The sequence below is a fragment of the Ideonella sp. BN130291 genome (genome assembly GCF_036231905.1).
Lineage (GTDB): Bacteria > Pseudomonadota > Gammaproteobacteria > Burkholderiales > Burkholderiaceae_C > CAMLIZ01.
Genome location: NZ_JAZARE010000012.1, coordinates 54167 through 76603 on the forward strand (window position 1 = coordinate 54167; position 22437 = coordinate 76603).

The following is a 22437-nucleotide window of genomic DNA, read 5'->3' on the forward strand; positions in this document are numbered from 1 at the left end:
CGAGGTCAGGTGCCGTCGATGTGCAGGTTGACACGCTCGCGGCGGATCACGGTCACCTCGTTGGCGCCTTGCCGGTGCACCAGCGAGCGCTCCTGCAAGACCCGGTCGCCCAGGCGGACCTGGCCTTGCACCTCGAAGTACTCGCTGCTCACACCCACCATCGCCGGGTTGGGCACCACGCCATTGGGCAGCAAGGCGGCGGCATTCTCCACCCCCTTGAGGGGGTCCCGCTGCCGGGATTGCACCAAGCGCTCCGCGCTGCCGACGTCGAGGTTCATCACCGCGGCCAGCACTTCGCGCGGCGCGGTGTTGAGGTTGACCGTGGTGGCGGTGGGCAGCAGGGTGATGAAGGGCAGCAGCCGCTTCAGGTCGCTGGGGTCCACGTTGAGCCAGGCGAGCTGCTCCACGGATTGCGGCTGCACGGCAGCGTCGGCCGAGCCGTCCCACGCGGCCTGCAGGCCAGTGGCGATGGTCTGGGCCGTGGCGGCGGGCACGCCCGCGTTTTCGCACAACCGCTGCAGCACCATCAGCTCCTCGGTGTTCGGCTTGCCTTCCTTGGCGCGCAAGCGAAGGAGGTTGTAGCGCGACTGCTCGTCGGCAATCGCGCCGGAGAGAAAGGCGTCCGGCCCGCTGCCGTCGTCGGCGTTGTTATTCTTGTCCGCCGCCAGGAAGCTGGACAGGCGCGCCTCGGCCAGGGGCACGGCCCAGGGCTCACCGAGGTGGTCGGCACCGCCGGTCTTGGCGTCTTCGCGCAGGATGAGCCGGGCCCAGTCCAGTGCGCCGGTGAGGATCCACGCCGACTGGGTGCGCGCACGTTCCGCGGCCTCCACCTGGATGGCGCGCCATTGCTGCCACACCATGCCGGCGGCCAGCGTGGTGATCAGCGTGAGGATGATCATGGCCAGCAGCAGCGCGGCACCGCGCTGGCCGCCGGCGGGCGGGAATCGCCGGCGTGTCATTGCACCGCCTGCGGCGCGAGGGCGATGTCGCGCGTGAGCGAGCCCTGCAAGGGCGTGCCGCTGAAGTTGAGCACCAGGCGCACGCCGGTGGGCAGCAGCTGGCGCGGCGCCGCACCCGGCGTGGCGGGCGGCGCGCTGGCCGCCGGCGCCGGCGGCTCGGCCACGTCGCCGGTGGATTGGCAGTTGCTCCAGGCGTTGTTGCGGAAGCAGTGCAGCTGCCAGCCGGCGACACCCTTGAGCGCATGCAGCTGCTGCGGCTCGGTGCCCAGCAGCTGCTGGCTGCGCATCCACTGGTCCTGCAGTTCGGAGGAGCGGGTGACGGGCGCCCCAGCCCAGCGCAGCCACTCGCCCTCGCGCAGCGACCAGGCGACGAGCTGCACACCGTTTTCGGCGCGGCGGGTCAGGCGCAGGGTGGCGCCGTCGAAGGCCAGCGCGGGCACGGCGGCGCTGTCATGCAGCGCGGCCAGGTCCTGCTCCCACTGGGTCAGCACGGTGTCCAGCCGCAGGGTCTGCTCCATCTTGTCCTGCCCCATGGTGCGGGCGCGTGCGATGCCGTCCACGCCGCGCCAGGCCATGGCGGCCAGCAGCGCCATCACGAACAGCGCCACCAGCACCTCGATCAGCGTGAAGCCGCGTGCAGGCCGTTGTGTCATGGCCGGGTCGGCAGCACGGTGGACAGGGTGACCAGCGGCACGCCGGCCTCGTCGGCCATCACGGCGTCCACGCGCCGGAAGTTCGGGTTCGGCGTGGGCCGCACCACCAGGTGGCCCGCATAGCGGCGGCCGAGCTGCTCGCACGCGAAATCGGTGTCTCCCACGCCCGGCGTGTTGCGCATGAGCTTCAGTTCGGTGAGCTGGTTGTCGGCGCACCATTGCGCTGCGCTGACGTCGGTCAGCCGCTGGGCGTTGTTGACCAGGGCGCCGGCGGCCTTGATGCCTGCGGTGAGCGTGACCGCGACGATGGCCACCGCCACCAGCACCTCGATCAGTGTGAAGCCGTGCTGCGGGGCGATGTCCCGCCGGCTGCGCACGCCAGGGCGCGCCTTGCGAGCCGCTCCAGGGCGGCTCATGACCCCTGGCCTTCGCTGTCCGCCACCACGAAGGGCCCCAGTCCGTCGGTGACCAGCACCAGGCGCTGCTGGTCCAGGCTGAGCACGATGCGCTGCGGCCCGATGGTGGCTTCCGGGCCCAGGCGCACGGCAGGCGCACCCACCACCTGCGCGCTCACGCCTTCACCCAGCCAGTGGGTGGGCATCTGCGCTGAAGGCGGCAGCCCGATGAAGCGGAACTGGTCGCCCGCAGGGCCGGCGTTGTCCGGGCTGACGGGCATCCAGCGTACCGGCAGGCCGGAGGCGCGGGCTTCTGCCCGGGCTGAATCCAGCAACGCGGCCAGGCGCACCGCTTCGCGTTCCAGGCGTGTGGAGGCGGGGTCGCGCAGGGCCAGCGCCGCCACCCCGGACGCGATGGCGATGATGGCCACCACGACCATCAGCTCGATCAGGGTGAAGCCGCGCGCGGCGCGGCTTGAGCGCACGGTCACTGCCAGGAGCCGATGTCCTGGTTCTTGCCGTCGCCGCCCGGCTGGCCATCAGCACCGAAGCTGAAGACGTCGATCTCGCCCTTCACCCCCGGGTTGATGTACTGGTAGGAGCGGCCCCAGGGATCCTGCGGCAGCTTCTCGAGGTAGGGCTTCCAGTTGGGCGGGATCGGGCCGGCGGTGGGCTTGCGCACCAGGGACTCCAGGCCCTGCTCCGCCGTGGGGTAGCGCTGGTTGTCCAGTTTGTAGAGCTTGAGCGCCTGCATCAGCTGGGACACGTCGGTGCGTGCGGCCGTGACGCGGGCGTCGTCGGCACGCTCCAGCACGTTGGGCACGATCAGCGCGGCCAGCACGCCGATGATGACCACCACGACCATCAACTCGATCAGCGTGAAACCGCGGTGGCGGCGGGAACGCAGGCGGGGGCGGGAGCAAGGCGTCATGGCGGCGGAAGTTGGGATGAAGATGCGCCTGGCAGGCGCACGGAAACTGCGTCGAATGGCGCAGGCCTTTGAATCATAATCGTCGGATGACGGCACGATTGTCAGCATTCTTTGTGTGGGCCGCGCTTGCAGCAAGTGCCGTGTTCTGGGCCTTGCGCCTGGGCGCGGGGTCACCCACCGCGCCGGCTCACACCGTGCCGGTGAGCGAGGTGGTCGTGCAGCGGGCCGACCTCACGCGCATCTTCGGCGCCGAACCGGTGGCCGCACCCACGGAGGCGCCGGCGCCCGAGGTCAGCAGCCGCTTTCATCTGCTCGGGGTGGTCGCGCCCCGTGTGGCCGGTGCACCGGGTGTCGCGTTGATCGCGGTGGACGGCAAGCCGCCTCGTGCCTACCGGCTGGGTGCCGCGGTGGATGGTGAGATGGTGCTGCAGGACGTGCAGGCGCGGGGCGTGGCGCTCGGCCCGCAGGGCGGCGCTGCCACTGTGCGCCTGGAACTGCCGCCGTTGCCCGCCGCGGCGACCGGCGCGCTTCCGCCGCCATCGTTCGGCGCGGCGCCTGCACCAGCAGCACCGCTGCCCCCGCCCGTTGCGGCGGTGCAAGGGCAGCAGCCGCCGCGCGGCAACATGGTCCCGCCCACCGCGGTGCGCTTGCCTGCGCCGACCGGGCAGCCGCCGCAGGCACCGCCGCAGCAGGTGCCCGAACAGGTGCAGCAGCAGCAACAACAACAGCAACCGGTGCAGGAGCAGCAACCGCCCGCGCCGATGATGCAGGAAGGTGTGACCCGCTGAGCGCCTGACGCGCGGGGCGCTTCAGCCCTCGGGTACCGTGTGGTCGCTTGCGCCGCCAGCGGAGGGCGGCTCTACCGCTGCCATGTGGTTGGGACGTGAAGGCCCCGGGTCTTCGCCGTCGACCACCTCGGTCAACAGCGCGGCGGCACTGCGGATCAGCGGCCAGGCCAGGGTGGCGCCGGTGCCGTCCAGGCTGTCCATCCCCAGCTCCAGCAGCGCCGACGAACGGAACAGGTGCAGGGCCTGGTCCAGCCCCAGGTGCCCATGGCTGCGCGCGAACACGCAGTAGTCGGTCACCGCCTCGGCAATGCGGCTGGCCACCATCAACGCGGCGCAAGCGGCCATGCCGTCCACCACCACCAGGTGGCGTTTGCCGGCCGCCACCAGCATCACCCCGACCATCATCGCGATCTCGAAGCCACCGAAGGCGGCCAGGGCTTCAACCGGGTCCACCGCATCCTTGTGACGGCCCTGCGCGCCTTGCGCCACCAGCAGCAGGTGGGCCAGGTGGTCGCGGTTCATGCGCGGGCCGGACACCAGCAGCTCGCGCACCGGAGCGTCGGTCAGGCGCGACAGCAGCAGCGCCGAGCTTTCGTGCGAGCCGATACCGATGCCGGCGCAGGCCACCACGTTGCCCCGCATGGCGTCGGCGATCTCCATGCCGGCGCGGATGGCGGCATGGGCCTGGTCCACCGTCATCGCGGGCCCCACGCGCGCGTTGCGGGTGCCGTGGGCGATCTTTCGCATCAGCAGCCGGTCGTGCGGCGGCAGGCGATCGGAGACGCCGGCATCCACCACGGTGAGCTCCATGCCCTGGATGCGGGCGAACACCGCCAGCGGCAACTGGCCATTGAGCAGCTGCCGCACCTGTTCCGCGGTGGAGCAGCGCTGGGGGTGTGCGATGCCGTCGACGGCCAAGCCATGGTCTGATGCGAACAACAACACCTGCGGATCGCGCAGGCGGGGCTTGAGCGTGTTCTGCAGCAAGCCCAGCCGCACCGCCAGCGGCTCCAGCTCGCCGAGGCTGCCCGTGGTGTCGCTGCGCCGCCCGAGCTTGTCGTGCAGCGCACGCTCGAGCAGCGGGTTGGAGGTGGCGGCGATCAGGGAGCGATGGACGGACATGGCCTCGGCCGTGGAGCGCGATGGGTGATTGTGGGCCGGTGCCTGTAGCCCTGCCCACCACGTTTGCCCGGCCCGCGCATGGGGTCAGCGCAGGAAGAGGCGATAGACCGGATTGGCCGTTTCATCGACAAACGGATAACCCAGTGTGTCCAGGAACTCGCGCAACGCCTTGCGGTCCCCGCGCGGCACCTGGATGCCCACCAGGATGCGGCCGTAGTCGGCGCCCTGGTTGCGGTAGTGGAACAGGCTGATGTTCCAGTCGGGGTGCAGCGACGACAGGAAGCGCATCAGCGCGCCCGGGCGCTCCGGGAAGATGAAGCGGTAGAGCTGCTCGTCCTCGGCCAGTTCTGAGCGCCCACCTACCATGTGCCGCACATGCTGCTTGGCCAGCTCGTTGTCGGTGAGGTTGACCGTGGCAAAACCGTGGCGCACGAAGTTGCGTTCGATCTTCTCCGCCTCCTCGCGCTTGGCGATCGCGATGCCGACGAACACGTGGGCCACGTTGGCGTCGGAGATGCGGTAGTTGAACTCGGTGACGCTGCGCGGGCCGATCAGCTCGCAGAAGCGGCGGAAACTACCGCGCTCCTCCGGCATGGTGACGGCAAACACGGCTTCGCGTTCCTCGCCCACTTCGGCGCGCTCGGCGACGAAGCGCAGGCGGTCGAAGTTCATGTTGGCGCCGCAGGTCACGGCGACGAAGGTCTTGCCCTTGAGCTTGTGCGTGTCCACATACTGCTTCACGGCGGCCACGCCCATGGCGCCGGAGGGTTCGAGGATGCTGCGGGTGTCCTGGAACACGTCCTTGATGGCGGCGCACACCGCGTCGGTGTCCACCACCACGAAGTCGTCGACCAGCTCGCGGGTGATGCGGAAGGTTTCTTCACCCACCAGGCGCACCGCGGTGCCGTCCGCGAACAGCCCCACGTCGTTCAGCTGCACCCGCTTGCCAGCACGCACCGAGCGCACCATGGCGTCGGAGTCCCTGGTTTGCACGCCGATCACCTTGATGTCCGGCCGCACCGCCTTGATGTACGAGGCCACGCCCGAGATCAGCCCGCCGCCGCCGATGGCGCAGAACACCGCGTCGATCGGCCCCTGGTGCTGGCGCAGAATTTCCATCGCGATGGTGCCCTGGCCGGCGATGACATCGGGGTCGTCGAAAGGGTGCACGAACGCCAGGCCGCGCTCCTTTTCAAGCTGAAGCGCGTGCTGGTAGGCGTCGGTGTAGCTTTCGCCGTGCAGCACCACCTCGCCGCCGAGGGCGGCGACCGCGTCCACTTTCACCTTGGGCGCGGTGACGGGCATCACGATCACTGCCTTGCAGCCCAGGCGCTTGCCGGCCAATGCCACGCCCTGGGCATGGTTGCCGGCAGACGCGCAGATCACCCCGCGGGCCAGCTGCTCCGGGCTCAAATGCGCCATCTTGTTGTAGGCGCCGCGCAGCTTGAAGCTGAACACCGCCTGGCTGTCCTCGCGCTTGAGCAAGACCTGGTTGCCCAGCCGCTTGGACAGGCTGCGCGCAGGCTCCAGCGCCGACTCGATCGCCACGTCGTACACCTTGGCGGTGAGGATCTTTTGCAGGTAGTCGATCTTCGGGCCGCGGGTGCGGACAGGTGTCGGGCGGGGCGTCTTGCGTGCGCCGGCCATGGCGGCTCCTCCGGTTTTGTGCAGCGCCGCATGATACCGGGCGCTGTAACAGGAGGGCCGGACAGAAAAAAGCCCGAGGCGTGAGCCTCGGGCTGAATCCACCATTGGAGGAGGTGGAGGAGACAACTGTCACGTTCGCCAATTCGCGAACACGGGGCCAAGTCTAGCGCCTTGGATGCTGCAGTGCAATAACCGTGGCGCCGCAGGGCGTAGAGCGGGCAGTCCATGGCGTCGGGCGCCCCAGTGCAAAATCACACGTTTGCCGCCATGCGCGGGACTTGTCTAGACAGCGGGAGGGCGCATGGAGTGCACGATCAACTGGATGCCGTCGGTCGGCATGGCCTTCGCCGCTGAGACCGGCAGCGGGCACCTCGTGGTCATGGACGGGGCGCCCGATGGCGGCGGCCGCAACCTTGCGCCGCGGCCGATGGAGATGCTGCTCGCAGGAGCCGGTGGTTGCACGGCCTACGACGTGGTGCTCATCCTGCAGCGTGGCCGCCATGCGGTGACGGGCTGCCAGGTCAAGGTGACGGCGCAGCGGGCAGACAGCGACCCGAAGGTGTTCACGCGCATCGCCCTGCACTTCATCGTGAGCGGAAAGGGCCTGCCCGATGCGGCCGTGGCGCGCGCGATCGAGCTGTCGCACGAGAAGTACTGCTCGGCCACCATCATGCTGGCCAAGACCGCCGAGGTAACGACCAGCTACGAGATCGTCGCCAGCTGACGGCGCGTCAGACGTAGTGCGCCGTGGTCGTCATCACCTTGGCCGCGGCGCGCATCAGCAGGCGCACCGGTGGGGGCAGCTGCGCAGCACCGGCCTGCTCCGCATGGTGTGCATGGCGCGCCTCGTCGGCCTTCATCTGCTCCACGATCGCGCGTGATGGCAGGTCGTCCCGGGGCAGGCGCTCCAGGTGACCGGCCAGGTGTTCTTCCACCTGGCGCTCGGTCTCCACGACGAACCCCAGGCTCACCCGATCGCTGACGCGTCCGGCCAGCAGGCCGATGCCGAATGCGCCGGCGTACCACAGCGGATTGAGATGGCTTGGCCGATCCCCGAGTTCCGCCAGGCGCTGTTCGGTCCAGGCGAGGTGATCGACTTCATCGCGCGCTGCGGCCGCCATCTGCGCACGCAGCTCGGGCGAGCGGCCCGTGAGTGCCTGGGCCTGGTACAGCGCCTGCGCGCACACCTCGCCGACATGGTTCACGCGCATCAGAGCACCTGACAGCCGGCGCTGGGCGGCGTCCAGTACGGCGGCTGGCGCTTGGGGCGCCGGGCGCGCCGCGTGCGCGCCGCCGGAGAGCGTGCGCAATGCGGCGTCCGCGGCGGACAGCAGTGAATCCAGAGCGAGCGAGCTTCCCGGCATCCGAAAAGCATAACGGAACGACGTTCAGAGGTGGACCGCAGCCCTCGTTGTTGCCAGACAACAGCCCTGGCGCATTTCAACCTCATTTCCTTTGCAAGCGTCAGACCGTCTGGTGCAATAGCAGCAACTTCCGATGAGGAGGTTGGCCTGATCAGCCCCTTGCCGGGTAACTCCCCCGATCGGGACCTCTTGTTCAACCTAGGAGATAGTTGCAATGAAAAAATCTCTGCTCGCTCTCGCAGTGCTCGGCGCGTTTGCTGGTGCTGCGTCGGCCCAGTCGTCGGTGACCCTGTTCGGTATCGTGGACGTCAATGCCCGTTACGTGAAGAACGGCGACCAAAACGTCAAGCAGCTCGGCACGGACGGCATCAACAGCAGCCGTCTGGGCTTCCGCGGCGTGGAAGACCTTGGTGGCGGCCTGAAGGCTGGCTTCTGGATCGAAGGTGCCCTGTCTCCCGACAACGGCACGGCCGGTGGCCAGACCTGGCGTCGCCGCTCCACGGTGAGCCTGCTGGGTGGTTTCGGTGAAGTGCGCCTCGGCCGCGACTACACCCCGACCTTCTGGAACATGACCGTGTTCGACCCGTTCGGCACCAACGGCGTTGGCTCGCTGCTGAACCTGGTTGCCAGCGGTCCTGTCACGACCCCGCTGGCCTCTGGCGCCAACACGCTGGTTCGTGCTGACAACTCCATCGGCTACTTCCTGCCGTCCGGCATCGGCGGCCTGTACGGCCAAGCCATGGTGGCTGCCGGCGAAGGCACCTCGGGCAACAAGTACGCTGGCGGCCGCATCGGCTACGCTGCGGGCCCGGTGGACATTGCTACCGCCTATGGTCAAACGCAAATCGCTGGCGACCGCAAGTACAAGCAGTTCGACCTGGGTGGCTCGTTCGCCTTTGGTCCTGCCAAGCTGACCGGCCAGTACATCCGCATGCAGTCTGACCTCGGCGGCTTCGACGTCAAGGCAGACCTGTGGCAAGTGGGCGCGATCGTTGCGCTGGGCCAGGGCGAGCTGCACGCAGCGTATGACCAGGTCAAGGGCAAGGAAGACATCGAAGGCATGAAGGCTCGCCAGTTCGCCGTCGGTTATGTCTACAACCTGTCCAAGCGCACCGCGCTGTACGGCACTGTGTCGGACCTGAAGAACCAAGGTGGTACGTCCTTCGTCGTGGCAACGCCCCCGGCTGCTGGCGTGAATGCCAAGTCGCGTGGCTTCGAAGCCGGCCTGCGCCACTCGTTCTGATCGACCTCGGGCGGCACGCGCAAGCGTGCCTACCAAAGCCGCCTCCGGGCGGCTTTTTTTCGTCCGTACTTCTCGTGCAGGAAAACCCTCTGCGGTGCGCGCCGCAAAATCCCTACCCTTCGGCGCTGAGGTTCTATCGCTCGTGCAGGCGGCACAGCTTTCGCTTATCACAGCCCGTTGACCGGGCTGGCAGACGCCCGCACTCCAACTGATGCTTGCTTTCATCCTTCGCCGACTCGCTCAAGCCGTCCTCGTGATGCTGGCGGTCGCGTTCATCGCGTTCATGCTGTTCCAGTACGTGGGTGATCCGGTCACCAATCTGCTGGGGCAGGATGCCACCCCGCAGCAGCGCCGTCAGCTGCGCGCCGACCTGGGGCTGGATCAGCCGTTTCCGGTGCAGTTCGCGCGCTTCGTGGGCAACGCCACCCAGGGCGAGTTCGGGCTGAGCCTGCGCCAGGGCCGCAGGGTGTCGTCGCTGGTGGCAGAGCGCTTTCCGGCCACGCTGGAGCTGGCGCTGGTGGCCGCGGTCATGGCGCTGGGCGTCGGCATTCCAATGGGCGTGTATGCGGCCTTGAGACGCGGCAGGTTCTGGTCTCAGGCGGCCATGACCTTGTCGCTGCTGGGCGTGTCGCTGCCTACCTTTCTCATCGGCATCCTGCTCATCCTGGTGTTTGCGGTCACCTTGAAGGTGCTGCCCAGCTTCGGGCGCGGCGAGGTGGTGATGATCGGGCCGTGGAGCACGGGCTTTCTCACGGCAGACGGCTGGAAGCACCTGATCCTGCCGGCTATTACGCTGTCGATCTTCCAGATGACGCTGATCATGCGGCTGGTGCGCTCCGAGATGCTGGAGGTGCTGCGCACCGACTACATCAAGTTTGCGCGGGCACGTGGGCTCACCAACCGCGCGGTCTACTTTGGCCACGCGCTGAAGAACACGATGGTGCCGGTGATCACCATCACCGGCCTGCAGCTGGGATCGCTCATTGCCTTTGCGATCATCACCGAGACGGTGTTCCAGTGGCCTGGCATGGGGCTGCTGTTCATTCAGGCGGTGCAGTTCGCCGACATTCCGGTGATGGCAGCCTATCTCTGCCTGATTGCGCTGATCTTCGTGGTGATCAACCTGGTGGTGGACCTGCTGTACTTTGCGGTGGACCCGCGCCTGCGCATCAGCGGCGGCACGGGGGGGCATTGATGAGCCTCGCCAGCCGCGCACAAGAATCGGGAGCCTATCGCCGCCTGGTGGAATGGCACGGCGAGCTCACGGCGTTCCGGCGCGACCTGCACGCCCATCCCGAGATCGGCTTCGAGGAGCATCGCACGGCGCACCGCGTGGTCGAGGCGCTGCGCGCTTGCGGCATCGACCAGATCCACACCGGCATCGGCCGTACCGGCGTGGTGGCGATCATCGAAGGGCGATCGGCCCGCTCGGGCCGCAGCATTGGCCTGCGTGCCGACATGGACGCGCTGCCCATGACCGAGGAAAACGAGTTTGCCTGGCGCTCGTCCACCCGCGGCCTGATGCACGGCTGCGGCCATGACGGCCACGTCACCATGCTGGTGGGCGCTGCGCGCCATCTCGCGAGCACCCGCCACTTCGACGGCCGCGTGGTGCTGATCTTCCAGCCGGGCGAGGAGGGCTTTGCCGGCGCCAAGGCCATGATCGACGACGGCCTGTTTGATCGCTTTCCGGTGCAGTCGGTTTATGCCATGCACAACTGGCCGCAGCTGCCGGCCGGCACGATCGGCGTCAACGCCGGCCCGATGATGGCCGCCTCCGACCGTATCGACATCACCGTGCATGGCCGCGGCGGCCACGGGGCGCACCCCTACCTGACGATCGACCCGGTGCTCGTCGCCGCACACATCATCACTGCGGCCCAGAGCCTGGTATCGCGCAACGTCAATCCGCTGGATGCTGCCGTGGTGAGCCTTTGCGCCTTGCAGGCCGGAGACCTCAACGCGATGAGCGTGATTCCGCGCGAATGCAGGCTCACCGGCACGGTGCGCACCTTCCGGCGCGAGGTGCAGGAGATGATCGAGGAGCGCCTGGCCCGGTTGGTCGACTCGGTCGCCATGGCGTTCGGCGCCACCGCCACGTTGAACTACCAGCGCAACTACCCGGCCACCATCAACACGCCCGCCGAGGCGCAATTTGCCGGCGACGTGGCCGCATCGCTGGTGGGCGAGGACAAGGTGGTGCGCAACCTCCCGCCCAGCATGGGCGCGGAGGACTTCTCCTTCATGCTGCAGACCAGGCCGGGCGCCTACCTGCGGCTGGGCCAGGGCGGCGAGGGTGGCTGCTACCTGCACAACAGCCGCTACGACTTCAACGACGAGGTGCTGCCCCTGGGCGCTGCGTTGTTCGCCACGCTGGCTGAGCGCGCCATGCCGTACGACCCTTCATGACAACCTGAGGAGAGACCACGATGAAGCTCCACACCACACTGCTCGCTGCCGCCATCGCCCTGGCCTGTGGCGCCTCCCAGGCGGTCAGCCTGCGGGTGGCGAATGCAGGCGACGTCCAGTCCATGGACCCGCATTCGCTCAACGAGAGCCTGCAGCTCAGCTTCACCGGCAGCGTGTACGAGCCGCTCGTGGGCCGCGACAAGAAGATGGGGCTGGTGCCCATGCTGGCGACCAAGTGGACGCAGAAGTCGCCCACCCTGTGGCGCTTCGAACTGCGCCGTAACGTCAAATTCCATGACGGCACACCATTCACCGCCGACGACGTGATCTTTACCTTCAAGCGTGCGGCGGGCGAGGGCTCCGACATGAAGGGCTACACGGCCTCCTTCAAGGACACGCGCAAGATCGACGACTACACCGTCGAGGTGGAAACCAGCGCGCCCAATCCCATCCTGCCGGACCTGCTCACCAGCCTGTGGATCATGAGCAAGAAGTGGTGCGAGGACAACAAGGCTGAACGCCCGGTGGACCGCCGCAAGGGCATCGAGAACGTGGCCAGCTTCAAGGCCAATGGCACCGGCCCCTATCGCCTGAAGGAGCGCCAGCCGTCCACGCGCACCGTGCTCGTGCGCAACTTCAACTACTGGGACAAGGTGGAGGGCAACGTCGACGAGGTGGTCTTCACCCCGATCGGCAACGATGCCACCCGCGTGGCGGCGCTGTTGTCCGGTGAGATCGATGTGATGGAGCCGGTGCCGCTGCAGGACGTGGAGCGTGTCAAGAGCAGCGGCAACTTCAATGTGCTGCAAGGGCCCGAACTGCGCACCATCTTCCTCGGCATGGACCAGAAGCGCGACGAGCTGCTGTTCTCCAACATCAAGGGCAAGAACCCCTTCAAGGACAAGCGCGTGCGCCAGGCCTTCTACCAGGCGATCGACATCGAGGCGATCAAGTCGCGCGTCATGCGCAATGCCTCCACGCCGACCGCTCTGATGATCGGCCCCGGCGTGCGCAGCTTCCAGGCCGACATGAACAAGCGCCTGCCCTATGACCCGGAAGGCGCGAAGAAACTCATGGCCGAGGCGGGTTATCCCAACGGCTTTGAAGTCGCGATGAACTGCCCCAACGACCGCTATGTCAACGACGGCGCCATCTGCCAGGCGGTGGCCGCCAACCTGGCGCGCATCGGAGTCAAGATCAACCTGCAGGCTGAAACGAAGGTCACCTACTTCCCGAAGATCCTGCGCCGCGACACCAGCTTCTACCTGCTGGGCTGGACGCCCACCACCAGCGATGCGCACGACACCATGACCAACATCATGGCCACGCCCAACGACAAGGGGCAGGGCCAGTTCAACCTCGGCTCCTACAGCAACCCGAAGTTCGACGAACTGACGCTGAAGGTGCAATCCGAGACGGACGACAAGAAGCGCAACGAGATGATCCGCGAGGCGTTCAAGATCCACCAGGACGACATCGGCCACATTCCCCTGCACCAGCAGGCGCTGGCCTGGGGCCTGAACAAGAAGGTGGATGTGGTGCAACTGCCCGACAACCGCATGTTCTTCAAGTGGATCACCGTCAAGGGCAAGTGAGCCTCAGCCGTCGATGAGCGCAGTCTCCCCACCTACCGGCGGCTCGGTGAGCCGCTTCTTTGCCGGCGATGTCTGGCACAGCTTTCGCACCTCGCCGGTCGCCATCGTCGCGGCGCTGATCGCGCTGGTGTGCGTGTTCTGCGCGCTGTTCGCCAACTGGGTGGCGCCGCACAACCCGTTCGACCTGGCCACGCTGGAGCTGTCGGACGCCCGGCTGCCGCCCGCCTGGGAGCCCGACGGCAAGGCGAAGTACCTGCTGGGCACCGACGACCAGGGGCGCGACATCCTGTCGGCGCTGATGTTCGGCACCCGCATCTCGCTGGCCGTCGGGCTGGCGTCGGTGCTGCTGTCGGTGGTGATCGGCGTGGCGCTGGGGCTGCTGTCCGGTTTTGTGGGTGGCCGTGTGGACGCCTTCATCATGCGCATCTGCGACGTGATGCTGTCGTTTCCCGCCATCCTGATCGCGCTGCTGATCGACGGTGCCGGCCGGGCGATGTTCCCCAACGCGCATGACACGCTCGCCTTTGCGGTGCTCATCGTCGCCATCGCACTGAGCTTCTGGGTGCAGTACGCGCGTACCGTGCGCGGCCTCACGCTGGTGGAGCGCAACAAGGAGTACGTGCAGGCGGCCCGCGTGATCGGCGTGCACCCGTGGCGCATCATGCTGCGCCATGTGCTGCCCAACGTGATGGGGCCGGTGATGGTGCTGGCCACCATCCAGGTGGCGCTGGCCATCATCACCGAAGCCACGCTGTCCTTCCTGGGCGTGGGCGTGCCGCCGACGTCGCCGTCGCTGGGCACGCTGATCCGGGTGGGCAACGACTTCCTTTTCTCGGGCGAATGGTGGATCACCATCTTTCCCGGCGCGATGCTGGTGCTCATCGCGCTCAGCGTGAACCTGCTGGGCGACTGGCTGCGCGACGCCCTCAACCCCCGCCTGCGCTCCACCTCATGACTGCTCCCCTGCTCGAGGTGCGCCATCTGCGCGTCGAATTCCCCACCCGTCGCGGCACGCTGGTGGCGCTGGACGACATCACCTTCGATATCGCGCCGGGTGAAGTGCTGGGTGTGGTCGGCGAATCCGGTGCCGGCAAGTCGCTGACGGGAGCGGCCATCATCGGCCTGTTGGAGCCGCCCGGCCGGATTGCCGCCGGCGAAATCCGGCTCGAAGGCCAGCGCATCGACAACCTGCCATACGAGCGCCTGCGCAGCATCCGCGGCCGCAAGATCGGCGCCATCTTCCAGGATCCGCTCACGTCGCTGAACCCGCTGTACACCATTGGCCGGCAGTTGATCGAGACGATCCAGACCCATTTGCCGGTGAGCCATGAAGAGGCCCGTCAGCGTGCCGTGCGCCTGCTGCAGGAAACCGGCATCCAGGCCGCCGAAGCGCGGCTGGACCAGTACCCGCACCAGTTCTCGGGCGGCATGCGCCAGCGCGTGGTGATCGCGTTGGCGCTGGCGGCCGAGCCCAAGCTCATCGTGGCCGACGAGCCCACCACGGCACTGGATGTCTCCATCCAGGCGCAGATCATTGCCCTGCTCAAGCGGCTGTGCAAGGAGCATGGCGCGGCGGTGATGCTGGTGACGCACGACATGGGCGTCATCGCGGAAACCTGTGACCGTGTGGCGGTGATGTACGCAGGCCGCGTGGCCGAGATCGGGCCGGTGCAGCAGGTGATCCATGCGCCGGCCCATCCGTACACCGTGGGCCTGATGGGCTCCATTCCCGTGATGGACGAAGACCGCGAGCGCCTGCTGCAGATCGATGGTTCCATGCCGCGGCTGAACGCGATTCCACCCGGCTGCGCCTTTCACCCGCGCTGCCCACGTGCCTTCGAACGCTGTCACCAGGAGCGGCCCAACCTGCTGGATGCGGGCGCCACGCGCGCGGCCTGTTGGCTGCATGCGGCGGACCAGCAAAGGAGGGTGGCATGAGCCCCGCACGGCCGCCCGAAGGGGCGAATTCCCGCCCGGCAGGAAACGCGCAGCGCGAAGGGTGCCCCATGATGGCGCTCGTGGAAGTGAAGGACCTGGCGAAGACCTTCGACGTCTCCGCGCCCTGGCTCAACCGCGTGGTGGAGCGCAAGCCGCGCCAGTTCGTGCATGCAGTCGACGGCGTGAGCTTCAGCATTGCAAAGGGGCGCACGCTGGCGCTGGTCGGCGAGTCCGGTTGCGGCAAGAGCACGGTCGCCCGGCTGCTGGTGGGGCTGTACACGCCCACGCGCGGCGCGGTCAGCTTCGACGGCCGCGACACCGGGGCCACGCTGAAGAGCGGCGAAGCGCGCACGCTGCGGCGGCGCATGCAGATGATCTTCCAGGACCCGTATGCCAGCCTCAACCCGCGCTGGAAGGTGCTGGACATCGTGGGCGAGCCGCTGCGCGAACACGGCATGGCCGAAGGCGGCGATGTGCTGAGACAGCGAGTGGCGGAACTGCTGGAATCGGTGGGCCTGGCTGCCGCCGACGTGCACAAGTTCCCACACCAGTTTTCCGGCGGCCAGCGCCAGCGCATCTCGATCGCGCGTGCGCTGGCCACCCAACCAGAGTTCCTGGTCTGCGATGAGCCGACGTCTGCGCTGGACGTGTCGGTGCAGGCGCAGGTGCTCAACATCATGAAGGACCTGCAGCGCCAGCGCGGGCTCACTTACCTCTTCATCTCGCACAACCTGGCGGTGGTGCGCCATGTGAGCGACGACGTCGGCGTGATGTACCTGGGGCGCCTGGTGGAGTTGTCGCCCAAGCAGGCGCTGTTTGCCCAGCCGCGGCATCCGTACACCCGCATGCTGCTGGACGCGATTCCCGACATCAAGATGAGCGGCCGCTCGCGCACGCCGGTGCAGGGCGAGGTGCCCAACCCACTGAACCCGCCCAGCGGATGCAGCTTCCATCCCCGGTGCCCGCATGCCAATGAGCGCTGCAGCCGGGAACGGCCGGCGCTGCTGGACTTCCAGGGAATCCGCGTCGCTTGCCACGCGGTGGAAGAAGGAAGGATCTGAAGGATCCCTCCTTCAGGTGACCGTTTTGCTTGTTCTTACCTGGGCAGCAGGTGCTCGTGCCTGAACAGGTCGGCGTGGGTCTCGCGCTCGCGGATCAGCCAATGGCGGTCGCCCTCGACCATCACTTCAGCGGCACGCGGGCGCGTGTTGTAGTTGCTGGCCATGGCCATGCCATAGGCACCGGCGGACAGCACGGCCAGCATGTCGCCCGCTTGCACCGACAGCAGGCGATCACGCCCCAGCCAGTCGCCTGATTCGCACACCGGGCCGACGACGTCATAGCTTTGTGGCAGGCCGTGGCGCTGCTCGCAGGCCACGATGTCCATCCAGGCTTCGTACATCGCCGGCCGCATCAGGTCGTTCATGGCCGCGTCCACGATGCAGAAGTTCTTCTGCTCGCCAGGCTTGAGGTACAGCGCCTCGGTGAGCAGCACGCCGGCATTGCCGACCAGTGACCGCCCCGGCTCCATCACCAGCTCGCGCTCGCCATGGCCGCGCGCGTCCATGCGCTCGAGCACCCGCCGCACCAGCTCGCCGGCCGGCGGCGGCGTTTCGTCCTTGTAGCTGATGCCCAGGCCGCCACCCACGTCCACGTGGTGCACCGGGATGCCCGCTTGCTCGATCGCTTCCACCAGGTCCAGCAGCCGGTCCAGCGCATCGAGGTAGGGCGACAGCTCGGTGATCTGCGAGCCGATGTGGCAGTCGATGCCGGCCACCCGCAGACTGGGCAGTTCGGTGGCGCGCCGGTAGGCGGCGAGCGCCCGGTCGTGCGCAATGCCGAACTTGTTGCCCTTCAAGCCGGTGGAGATGTAAGGGTGCGTCCCCGCGTCCACATCCGGGTTCACGCGCAGGCTCACCGGCGCGATACGTCCGCATTGCTGCGCGACCTCGGAAAGCACCTCCAGCTCGGCCTCGCTTTCCACGTTGAAACAGCGCACGCCGATCTCGAGTGCGCGCCGCATCTCCGCACGTGTCTTGCCGACACCCGAGAACACGATGCGAGCGCCTTCCACGCCGATGGCCAGGACACGTTCTAGTTCGCCGCCGGACACGATGTCGAAGCCGCAGCCCGCCTGGGCGAAGGTTTGCAGCACCGCGAGGCTGGAGTTGGCCTTCATCGCATAGCACACCAGGTGCCGCCGGCCGGCCAGCGCGTCCGCATACTCAGCCAGCGAGGCCCGCATGGCGCTGCGCGAGTACACGTACAGCGGCGTGCCGTACTCGTGCGCCAGGTCGCTGAGGCGGCAGTCCTCCAGGTAAAGCGCGTCGCCGCGGCGGGCAACAAAAGGCGCGCCGGGCAGGCGAAGGGACGAGGGCATGGGAAGCGTCTTCAGGATGGGCGCTGGGCTGCGGAGGCTGCACCGGGCGCTGAGGCGGCCGGCGCGGCGCCGGGCAAGGTGAGGGGGCCTTTTTGTCCGCAGCTTGTGGCCAGTAGCGCGAGGCACAGGCTCACCGCGATGCCCCTTCTGCGGGCAGCGGGTTGCAGGGGTGTCGTTACACTGGAACGTGCCTCGCCGAACATGGCGCGGATTGTAGAGGCCACCCCATGAACAGCAGCACCGACACTCCTGCTTCGTCGCTCACCGACAGCGATTACCACCGGCTGGCCAGCGAGGTGCTCGCCCGGGTGGAGAGCACGGTCGACCGCTGGCTTGACGAGGACGTGATCGACATCGACACGCACCGCAACGGCGGCCTGCTGGAGCTCACCTTGCCCGATGGCAGCAAGATCGTGCTGAACATGCAACCCCCGCTGCACGAGCTGTGGCTGGCGGCCCGGGCCGGTGGCTACCACTTCCACCATGCCGACGGCCGCTGGGTGGACCGCGAAGGCCGGGAGTTCTTCGAGGTGCTGGGCCAGTGCGCCAGCGCCCAGGCGGGTCAGTCGCTGGCGTTCTAGGCAACGCCGCCACCGCAGCTCGCGCCGGCGGCGCCGGCCTAACGCTTGAACAGGTCGAGGATGCTCTTACGCTCGTCGTCGGTGGGCGCGGCGGGCGCGCTGGCTGGCTTGTCTTCCAGGCCAAGGCTGCTCACGCCTTGCTGGCGCGCATACTCCTCGAAGTACCACTCGCCACCCACGTTCACCACACCCTCGGGCGGCTGGATCTCCTGCACCGGCTGGTCGCGTAGCGCGTAGCCCATGTATTCGATCCACACCGGCAGTGCCAGCCCACCGCCGGTTTCGCGGTCCCCCAATTTGCGCGGCGTGTCGTAGCCGATCCAGACCACGGCCACCAGGTGAGGCTGGAAGCCGGCGAACCAGGCGTCCATGGAATCGTTGGTGGTGCCGGTCTTGCCGTACAGGTCGGGCCGCTTGAGGGCCGCCTGCGCCTTGGCGGCAGTGCCGCTGCGCGCCACCTCCTGCAGCAGGCTGTCCATGATGAAGGCGTTGCGCGGCTCCAGCGTGCGCAACTTGTCGTCCAGCGTGGGTGGCTTGGCTTCGTACAGCGTACGGCCCTTGCTGTCGGTGAGCCGTGTGACCAGGGCGGGCGTGACGCGATAGCCGCCGTTGGCGAACACGCTGTAAGCGGTCGCCATCTGCATCGGCGTCACCGAGCCCGCGCCCAGTGCCATGGTGAGGTAGGCCGGATGCTTCTCGGGCTCGAAGCCGAAGCGGGTGATCCACTCCTGCGCGTACTGCGGCCCGATGGATTGCAGGATGCGGATGGAGACCATGTTCTTCGACTTGGCGAGCGCGCGCCGCAGCGCCATCGGCCCGTCGAAGGTGCCGTCGTAATTCTTGGGTTCCCACGGCTGGCTGCCGGTGGCTCCGGCGTCGAAGAACAGCGGCGCGTCGTTGACCACCGTGGCCGGCGTGAAGCCTTTTTCGAGCGCTGCCGAGTAGATGAAGGGCTTGAAGCTGGAGCCCGGTTGGCGCCACGCCTGGGTGACGTGGTTGAACTTGCTCTTGTTGTAGTCGAAGCCGCCCACCATGGCGCGCACCGCGCCGGTCTGCGGATCCAGCGCCACGAACGCGCCTTCCACCTCGGGCACCTGGGTCAGCGTCCACAGGTCCTTGGCGCCCTTGATCACCCGCACCACCGCACCGCGCCGGATCTGCGTCTTGGGGCCGGCCTTCTCGGACAACCCCGACGCCACCGGCTTCAGGCCGTCGCCCGTGACGGTGATCGCCTCGCCCGACTGCAGCACCGCGGCCACCTTCTTCGGCGACGCCTCCAGCACCACAGCGGCGCGCAGGTCGTCGTTGTCCGGATGCTCCACCAGCGCTTCGGCGATTCGTACGTCCAGCTCCTTGGGGTCGGCCGGCAGGTCGATGTACGCCTCGGGGCCGCGATAGACCTGGCGCCGCTCGTAGTCCATCAAGCCCTTGCGCAGCGCCCGGTAGGCCACCGCCTGGTCGTTCGCATTGACGGTGAGGTAGACGTTGATGCCGCGGGTGTAGGCCTCCTCGCCGTACTGGTTGAAGACCAGCTGGCGCGCTGCTTCGGCCACGTATTCGGCATGCACCGGTGCGTCGTTCTGGCGCCGGTAGCGCAGCACCTGGGCGCGCGCCTCCTCCGCCTGCTCTGCCGTGATGTAGCCGTTGTCCAGCATGCGCGCGATGATGTACTGCTGGCGCACCGTGGCGCGGCGTGGATTGGCGATCGGGTTGTAGGCCGACGGCGCCTTGGGCAGGCCGGCCAGCATGGCGGCTTCAGCCACCGTCACGTCCTTGAGCGCCTTGCCGAAGTAGATCTCGCTGGCGGCAGCGAAGCCGTACGCCCGCTGGCCGAGGTAGATCTGGTTCATGTAGACCTCGAGGATCTGCTCCTTGCTGAGCAGGCTCTCGATCTTGAGCGCCAGCAGGATCTCGTAGATCTTGCGGGTGAAGGTCTTCTCGGTGGAGAGATAGAAGTTGCGCGCCACCTGCATGGTGATGGTGGACGCGCCCTGGCTGCGCGCTTCGCCGAAGTTGGCCAGCCCGGCGCGGATGACGCCCAGGTAGTCCACGCCGCTGTGCTGATAGAAGCGGGCGTCTTCGATGGCCAGCACCGCTTCCTGCATCACCTTCGGGATCTCGCGGATCGGCGTGAAGTGCCGCCGCTCCTCACCATACTCCCCGATCAGCACGTCGTCGGACGAGTACAGCCGCATCGGCAGCTTGGGCCGGTAGTCGGTGAGGCCGCTGATCTCGGGCAGGTTGGGGTAGGCCACCGCGAGGGCGATCGCCGCCAGCGTGAACCCGGCCAGCACCGCGGCCAGCCCCACGCCGATCAGCCGCAACAGCAGCCGAACGGTGAACTGTGCCCAGGCGGGCCAGGAAGCGATGAGGCGGGATATGGGGTTCTTGGACGGAGGCGGTGAGGCTCGCTCGGCTTCGCTCATGGGTTTCCCTGAAGAGGGTTGCGGCGCATTATAGGAATGTCAATCGGCTGTATCTGGCCAAACCGTGAACTGGTTGGCATATCGTCGCGTGCGGCTTGGGGTTCTCCCCAATCAGGCGTTTGTGGCTGGTTTCCAAAGTGCGCGCAAACGATGAAGTTTCACAACGTAAGCGCTCCGCGGAGTGAGACTTTTCGCCACGTGCGGACGGACTTTTTCTTTGTTGCACAAAGGGTTTACTGCTAGCATTGAAGTAACTTATTAACAAGCGCCGCGCTCTTGTGACGCGTTGGGAGAACAGGCCGTGAGCTTTCTTGATGCGCTTTTAGGCCGAAAGCATCCACCCATGATCGGCCTGGATATCAGTTCGTCCAGCGTCAAGCTGGTGGAACTCGGCCAGAGCCAGACCGGCGAGTTTGTGCTGGAGCGTTTTGCGTCCGAGCCATTTGAAAAAGGCTGGATTGCCGACGGCCAGATCGAGAAGTTCGACGAGGTCGCCGATGCCGTGCGCCGGGTGGTTCAAAAGAGCGGCAGCCGCACCAAGCAGGTGGTCATGGCGATGCCCCAGTCGGCGGTGATCACCAAGAAGATCATGCTGCCGGCCGGCCTGCGCGAGGAAGAACTCGAACTGCAGGTGGAATCCGAAGCCAACCAGTACATCCCGTTCTCGCTCGATGAAGTGAGCCTGGATTTCTGCGTCATCGGCCCCAGCCCCACCTCACACGGCGACGTGGAAGTGCTGATCGCCGCCTCGCGCAAGGACCGGGTGCAGGATCGCCAAGGCCTGGCAGAGGCGGCCGGCTTGAAGCCGGTGGTGCTGGACATCGAATCGCACGCCTCCCGCCTGGCGATGAGCCGCGTGGTCCAGGCGCTGCCCAACCAGGGCAAGGACGCGCTGGTGGCACTGTTCGAGATCGGTGCGGAAACCACCAGCCTCAAGGTGCTGCGCGACGACGACATGCTGTACGACCGCGACCAGGCCTTCGGCGGGGCCCAGCTCACCTCGGTGATCTCGCGGCAGTACGGCTTTTCGTTCGAAGAGGCCGAGCAGAAGAAGCTCACCGGCGACCTGCCGGAGGACTATGAAAGCACCATCCTGCAGCCCTTCGTGGACAGCATGTCGCAGGAAATCGGCCGTGCGCTGCAGTACTTCTTCACCAGCACGCCGCACCACAAGGTGCACTACGTGATGCTCTCCGGCGGCTCGGCCACCTTGCCGGGTTTGAAGGAGCGGGTGACGGAGCTCACCGGCTTCGCCTCCCAGGTGGTGAACCCGTTCGACAACATGAAGCTCGGTGGCGGCGTGCGTGAGGCGAAGGTGCGCCGCGAGGCGCCGTCGTACCTGACCGCCTGCGGTCTGGCGATGCGGAGGTTCATGCAGTGATCCTCATCAACCTCCTGCCGCACCGCGAGGAGCGGCGCAAGCGGCGCAAGGCAGCCTTTTTCACCGGCCTGGGTATTGCGGCCGCGATGGGCCTGGTGGTCGTCGGGCTCTGGTACACCGTGCTGGAACAGCTGACCTCCACCCAGCGCGCCCGCAATGATTTCCTCAACGGCGAGATCAAGAAGCTGGACATCCAGATCAAGGACATCGCCACGCTGAAGGCCGAGATCGAAGCGCTGAAGGCGCGCCAGAAGGCGGTGGAGGACCTGCAGACCGACCGCAACATCCCCGTCTACCTGCTCAACGAACTGGTGAAGCAGACGCCTGAGGGTGTGTACCTCACTGCGATCAAGCAGGCCGACCAGGTGGTGACCGTGAGCGGCGTGGCGCAGACCAACGAGCGGGTGTCCGAGTTCCTGCGCAACACGCTCTACAACTCGCCGTGGCTGGAGCGCCCCGAACTGGTCGAAATCAAGGCGGCCAATGTCAAGGAAGCCAAGGGTGACCAACGCCGCCTGTTCGATTTTTCCATGCGCTTGACGCTCAAGCGCCCGCAAGCGGCATCGCCCGCGGCCAGCGGCGCCAGCGCGCCCGCTGCGGCCGCGCGCAAGTCCTGAAGGCGACC

At 67.3% G+C, this 22437-nt stretch carries 22 protein-coding genes; 12 read left to right on the top strand and 10 right to left on the bottom strand.

What is annotated here, in order from left to right; genetic code table 11:
- Nucleotides 1–5 precede the first annotated feature (5 nt).
- From gspK to gspG, 5 genes are read right to left on the bottom strand one after another with little or no spacing between them, the layout of a single operon-like run.
- On the bottom strand, nt 6–959 hold the full coding sequence (gspK, locus tag VPH43_RS23020; protein WP_328580110.1) for a type II secretion system minor pseudopilin GspK: 954 nt from the start codon (nt 957–959) through the stop codon (nt 6–8).
- A complete protein-coding gene (locus tag VPH43_RS23025; protein WP_328580111.1) occupies nt 956–1612 on the bottom strand; it encodes a prepilin-type N-terminal cleavage/methylation domain-containing protein in 657 nt (218 codons plus the stop codon). The genes gspK and VPH43_RS23025 overlap by 4 nt, the downstream gene beginning before the upstream one ends.
- On the bottom strand, nt 1609–2028 hold the full coding sequence (gene gspI / locus VPH43_RS23030; RefSeq protein ID WP_328580112.1) for a type II secretion system minor pseudopilin GspI: 420 nt from the start codon (nt 2026–2028) through the stop codon (nt 1609–1611). The genes VPH43_RS23025 and gspI overlap by 4 nt, the downstream gene beginning before the upstream one ends.
- Nucleotides 2025–2498 carry a pilus assembly FimT family protein gene (locus VPH43_RS23035; RefSeq protein ID WP_328580113.1) on the bottom strand — a complete coding sequence of 158 codons (474 nt, stop codon included), beginning with the start codon at nt 2496–2498 and terminating at the stop codon, nt 2025–2027. The genes gspI and VPH43_RS23035 overlap by 4 nt, the downstream gene beginning before the upstream one ends.
- Nucleotides 2495–2938: a type II secretion system major pseudopilin GspG gene (gspG, locus tag VPH43_RS23040; RefSeq protein WP_328580114.1), complete on the bottom strand. Its 444-nt coding sequence runs from the start codon at nt 2936–2938 to the stop codon at nt 2495–2497. Before gspG ends, VPH43_RS23035 begins: the two co-directional genes overlap by 4 nt.
- Before the next feature lie 98 nt (nt 2939–3036).
- On the opposite strand from gspG, the gene VPH43_RS23045 reads away from it, so the two are divergent.
- Nucleotides 3037–3726, top strand: coding sequence for a type II secretion system protein N (locus VPH43_RS23045; RefSeq protein ID WP_328580115.1), 690 nt, complete (start codon nt 3037–3039; stop codon nt 3724–3726).
- A gap of 21 nt (nt 3727–3747) precedes the next feature.
- Here the strand turns inward: VPH43_RS23045 and VPH43_RS23050 are convergent, their stop codons facing one another.
- Together VPH43_RS23050 and ilvA are read right to left on the bottom strand one after the other, a co-directional pair.
- The gene (locus VPH43_RS23050) at nt 3748–4848 is read right to left on the bottom strand and encodes a nicotinate-nucleotide--dimethylbenzimidazole phosphoribosyltransferase (protein ID WP_328580116.1); all 1101 of its coding nucleotides are present in this window, start codon (nt 4846–4848) and stop codon (nt 3748–3750) included.
- A gap of 84 nt (nt 4849–4932) precedes the next feature.
- The gene (ilvA, locus tag VPH43_RS23055; protein ID WP_328580117.1) at nt 4933–6495 is read right to left on the bottom strand and encodes a threonine ammonia-lyase, biosynthetic; all 1563 of its coding nucleotides are present in this window, start codon (nt 6493–6495) and stop codon (nt 4933–4935) included.
- A 301-nt stretch (nt 6496–6796) separates the two neighbouring features.
- Between ilvA and VPH43_RS23060 the strand changes: the two genes are divergently transcribed.
- A complete protein-coding gene (locus VPH43_RS23060; RefSeq protein WP_328580118.1) occupies nt 6797–7219 on the top strand; it encodes an OsmC family protein in 423 nt (140 codons plus the stop codon).
- A 7-nt stretch (nt 7220–7226) separates the two neighbouring features.
- Here VPH43_RS23060 and coq7 read toward each other — a convergent pair whose 3' ends face one another.
- Complete coding sequence (gene coq7 / locus VPH43_RS23065; RefSeq protein WP_328580223.1) at nt 7227–7838, bottom strand: 2-polyprenyl-3-methyl-6-methoxy-1,4-benzoquinone monooxygenase; 612 nt, start codon at nt 7836–7838, stop codon at nt 7227–7229.
- A 262-nt stretch (nt 7839–8100) separates the two neighbouring features.
- Between coq7 and VPH43_RS23070 the strand changes: the two genes are divergently transcribed.
- The 7 genes from VPH43_RS23070 to VPH43_RS23100 all read left to right on the top strand — a co-directional run bounded on the left by VPH43_RS23070 (nt 8101) and on the right by VPH43_RS23100 (nt 16105).
- Nucleotides 8101–9102, top strand: a complete 1002-nt coding sequence (locus tag VPH43_RS23070; RefSeq protein ID WP_328580119.1) for a porin — start codon at nt 8101–8103, stop codon at nt 9100–9102.
- A gap of 211 nt (nt 9103–9313) precedes the next feature.
- A complete protein-coding gene (locus VPH43_RS23075) occupies nt 9314–10297 on the top strand; it encodes an ABC transporter permease (RefSeq protein WP_328580120.1) in 984 nt (327 codons plus the stop codon).
- A complete protein-coding gene (locus VPH43_RS23080; protein WP_328580121.1) occupies nt 10297–11511 on the top strand; it encodes a M20 aminoacylase family protein in 1215 nt (404 codons plus the stop codon). Before VPH43_RS23075 ends, VPH43_RS23080 begins: the two co-directional genes overlap by 1 nt.
- Before the next feature lie 20 nt (nt 11512–11531).
- On the top strand, nt 11532–13106 hold the full coding sequence (locus tag VPH43_RS23085; RefSeq protein ID WP_328580122.1) for an ABC transporter substrate-binding protein: 1575 nt from the start codon (nt 11532–11534) through the stop codon (nt 13104–13106).
- 13 nt (nt 13107–13119) lie between these two features.
- Nucleotides 13120–14061, top strand: coding sequence for an ABC transporter permease (locus VPH43_RS23090; RefSeq protein WP_328580123.1), 942 nt, complete (start codon nt 13120–13122; stop codon nt 14059–14061).
- Complete coding sequence (locus tag VPH43_RS23095; protein WP_328580124.1) at nt 14058–15044, top strand: ABC transporter ATP-binding protein; 987 nt, start codon at nt 14058–14060, stop codon at nt 15042–15044. Before VPH43_RS23090 ends, VPH43_RS23095 begins: the two co-directional genes overlap by 4 nt.
- Nucleotides 15045–15112: 68 nt before the next feature.
- Nucleotides 15113–16105 carry an ABC transporter ATP-binding protein gene (locus VPH43_RS23100; RefSeq protein WP_328580125.1) on the top strand — a complete coding sequence of 331 codons (993 nt, stop codon included), beginning with the start codon at nt 15113–15115 and terminating at the stop codon, nt 16103–16105.
- Nucleotides 16106–16140: 35 nt separating this feature from the next.
- Here the strand turns inward: VPH43_RS23100 and lysA are convergent, their stop codons facing one another.
- Nucleotides 16141–17424, bottom strand: coding sequence for a diaminopimelate decarboxylase (lysA, locus tag VPH43_RS23105; protein ID WP_328580126.1), 1284 nt, complete (start codon nt 17422–17424; stop codon nt 16141–16143).
- A gap of 227 nt (nt 17425–17651) precedes the next feature.
- Here lysA and cyaY point away from each other — a divergent pair, with 227 nt between their 5' ends.
- On the top strand, nt 17652–18005 hold the full coding sequence (gene cyaY / locus VPH43_RS23110; RefSeq protein ID WP_328580127.1) for an iron donor protein CyaY: 354 nt from the start codon (nt 17652–17654) through the stop codon (nt 18003–18005).
- A gap of 38 nt (nt 18006–18043) precedes the next feature.
- Here cyaY and VPH43_RS23115 read toward each other — a convergent pair whose 3' ends face one another.
- Nucleotides 18044–20431 (bottom strand): penicillin-binding protein 1A, encoded by a 2388-nt coding sequence (locus VPH43_RS23115; protein ID WP_328580128.1) that lies wholly within the window; start codon nt 20429–20431, stop codon nt 18044–18046.
- A 343-nt stretch (nt 20432–20774) separates the two neighbouring features.
- Between VPH43_RS23115 and VPH43_RS23120 the strand changes: the two genes are divergently transcribed.
- On the top strand, nt 20775–21812 hold the full coding sequence (locus tag VPH43_RS23120; protein WP_328580129.1) for a pilus assembly protein PilM: 1038 nt from the start codon (nt 20775–20777) through the stop codon (nt 21810–21812).
- Nucleotides 21809–22429, top strand: coding sequence for a PilN domain-containing protein (locus VPH43_RS23125; RefSeq protein ID WP_328580130.1), 621 nt, complete (start codon nt 21809–21811; stop codon nt 22427–22429). Before VPH43_RS23120 ends, VPH43_RS23125 begins: the two co-directional genes overlap by 4 nt.
- Nucleotides 22430–22437: the final 8 nt, after the last annotated feature.

Bases quoted from the DNA above. Each gene is read 5' to 3' on its own strand.
- gspK (WP_328580110.1), bottom strand. From the start codon at position 959: ATGACACGCCGGCGATTCCCGCCCGCCGGCGGCCAGCGCGGTGCCGCG.
- VPH43_RS23025 (WP_328580111.1), bottom strand. From the start codon at position 1,612: ATGACACAACGGCCTGCACGCGGCTTCACGCTGATCGAGGTGCTGGTG.
- gspI (WP_328580112.1), bottom strand. From the start codon at position 2,028: ATGAGCCGCCCTGGAGCGGCTCGCAAGGCGCGCCCTGGCGTGCGCAGC.
- gspG (WP_328580114.1), bottom strand. From the start codon at position 2,938: ATGACGCCTTGCTCCCGCCCCCGCCTGCGTTCCCGCCGCCACCGCGGT.
- VPH43_RS23050 (WP_328580116.1), bottom strand. From the start codon at position 4,848: ATGTCCGTCCATCGCTCCCTGATCGCCGCCACCTCCAACCCGCTGCTC.
- ilvA (WP_328580117.1), bottom strand. From the start codon at position 6,495: ATGGCCGGCGCACGCAAGACGCCCCGCCCGACACCTGTCCGCACCCGC.
- VPH43_RS23060 (WP_328580118.1), top strand. From the start codon at position 6,797: ATGGAGTGCACGATCAACTGGATGCCGTCGGTCGGCATGGCCTTCGCC.
- VPH43_RS23075 (WP_328580120.1), top strand. From the start codon at position 9,314: ATGCTTGCTTTCATCCTTCGCCGACTCGCTCAAGCCGTCCTCGTGATG.
- VPH43_RS23080 (WP_328580121.1), top strand. From the start codon at position 10,297: ATGAGCCTCGCCAGCCGCGCACAAGAATCGGGAGCCTATCGCCGCCTG.
- VPH43_RS23085 (WP_328580122.1), top strand. From the start codon at position 11,532: ATGAAGCTCCACACCACACTGCTCGCTGCCGCCATCGCCCTGGCCTGT.
- VPH43_RS23090 (WP_328580123.1), top strand. From the start codon at position 13,120: ATGAGCGCAGTCTCCCCACCTACCGGCGGCTCGGTGAGCCGCTTCTTT.
- VPH43_RS23095 (WP_328580124.1), top strand. From the start codon at position 14,058: ATGACTGCTCCCCTGCTCGAGGTGCGCCATCTGCGCGTCGAATTCCCC.
- VPH43_RS23100 (WP_328580125.1), top strand. From the start codon at position 15,113: ATGATGGCGCTCGTGGAAGTGAAGGACCTGGCGAAGACCTTCGACGTC.
- lysA (WP_328580126.1), bottom strand. From the start codon at position 17,424: ATGCCCTCGTCCCTTCGCCTGCCCGGCGCGCCTTTTGTTGCCCGCCGC.
- cyaY (WP_328580127.1), top strand. From the start codon at position 17,652: ATGAACAGCAGCACCGACACTCCTGCTTCGTCGCTCACCGACAGCGAT.
- VPH43_RS23115 (WP_328580128.1), bottom strand. From the start codon at position 20,431: ATGAGCGAAGCCGAGCGAGCCTCACCGCCTCCGTCCAAGAACCCCATA.
- VPH43_RS23120 (WP_328580129.1), top strand. From the start codon at position 20,775: ATGATCGGCCTGGATATCAGTTCGTCCAGCGTCAAGCTGGTGGAACTC.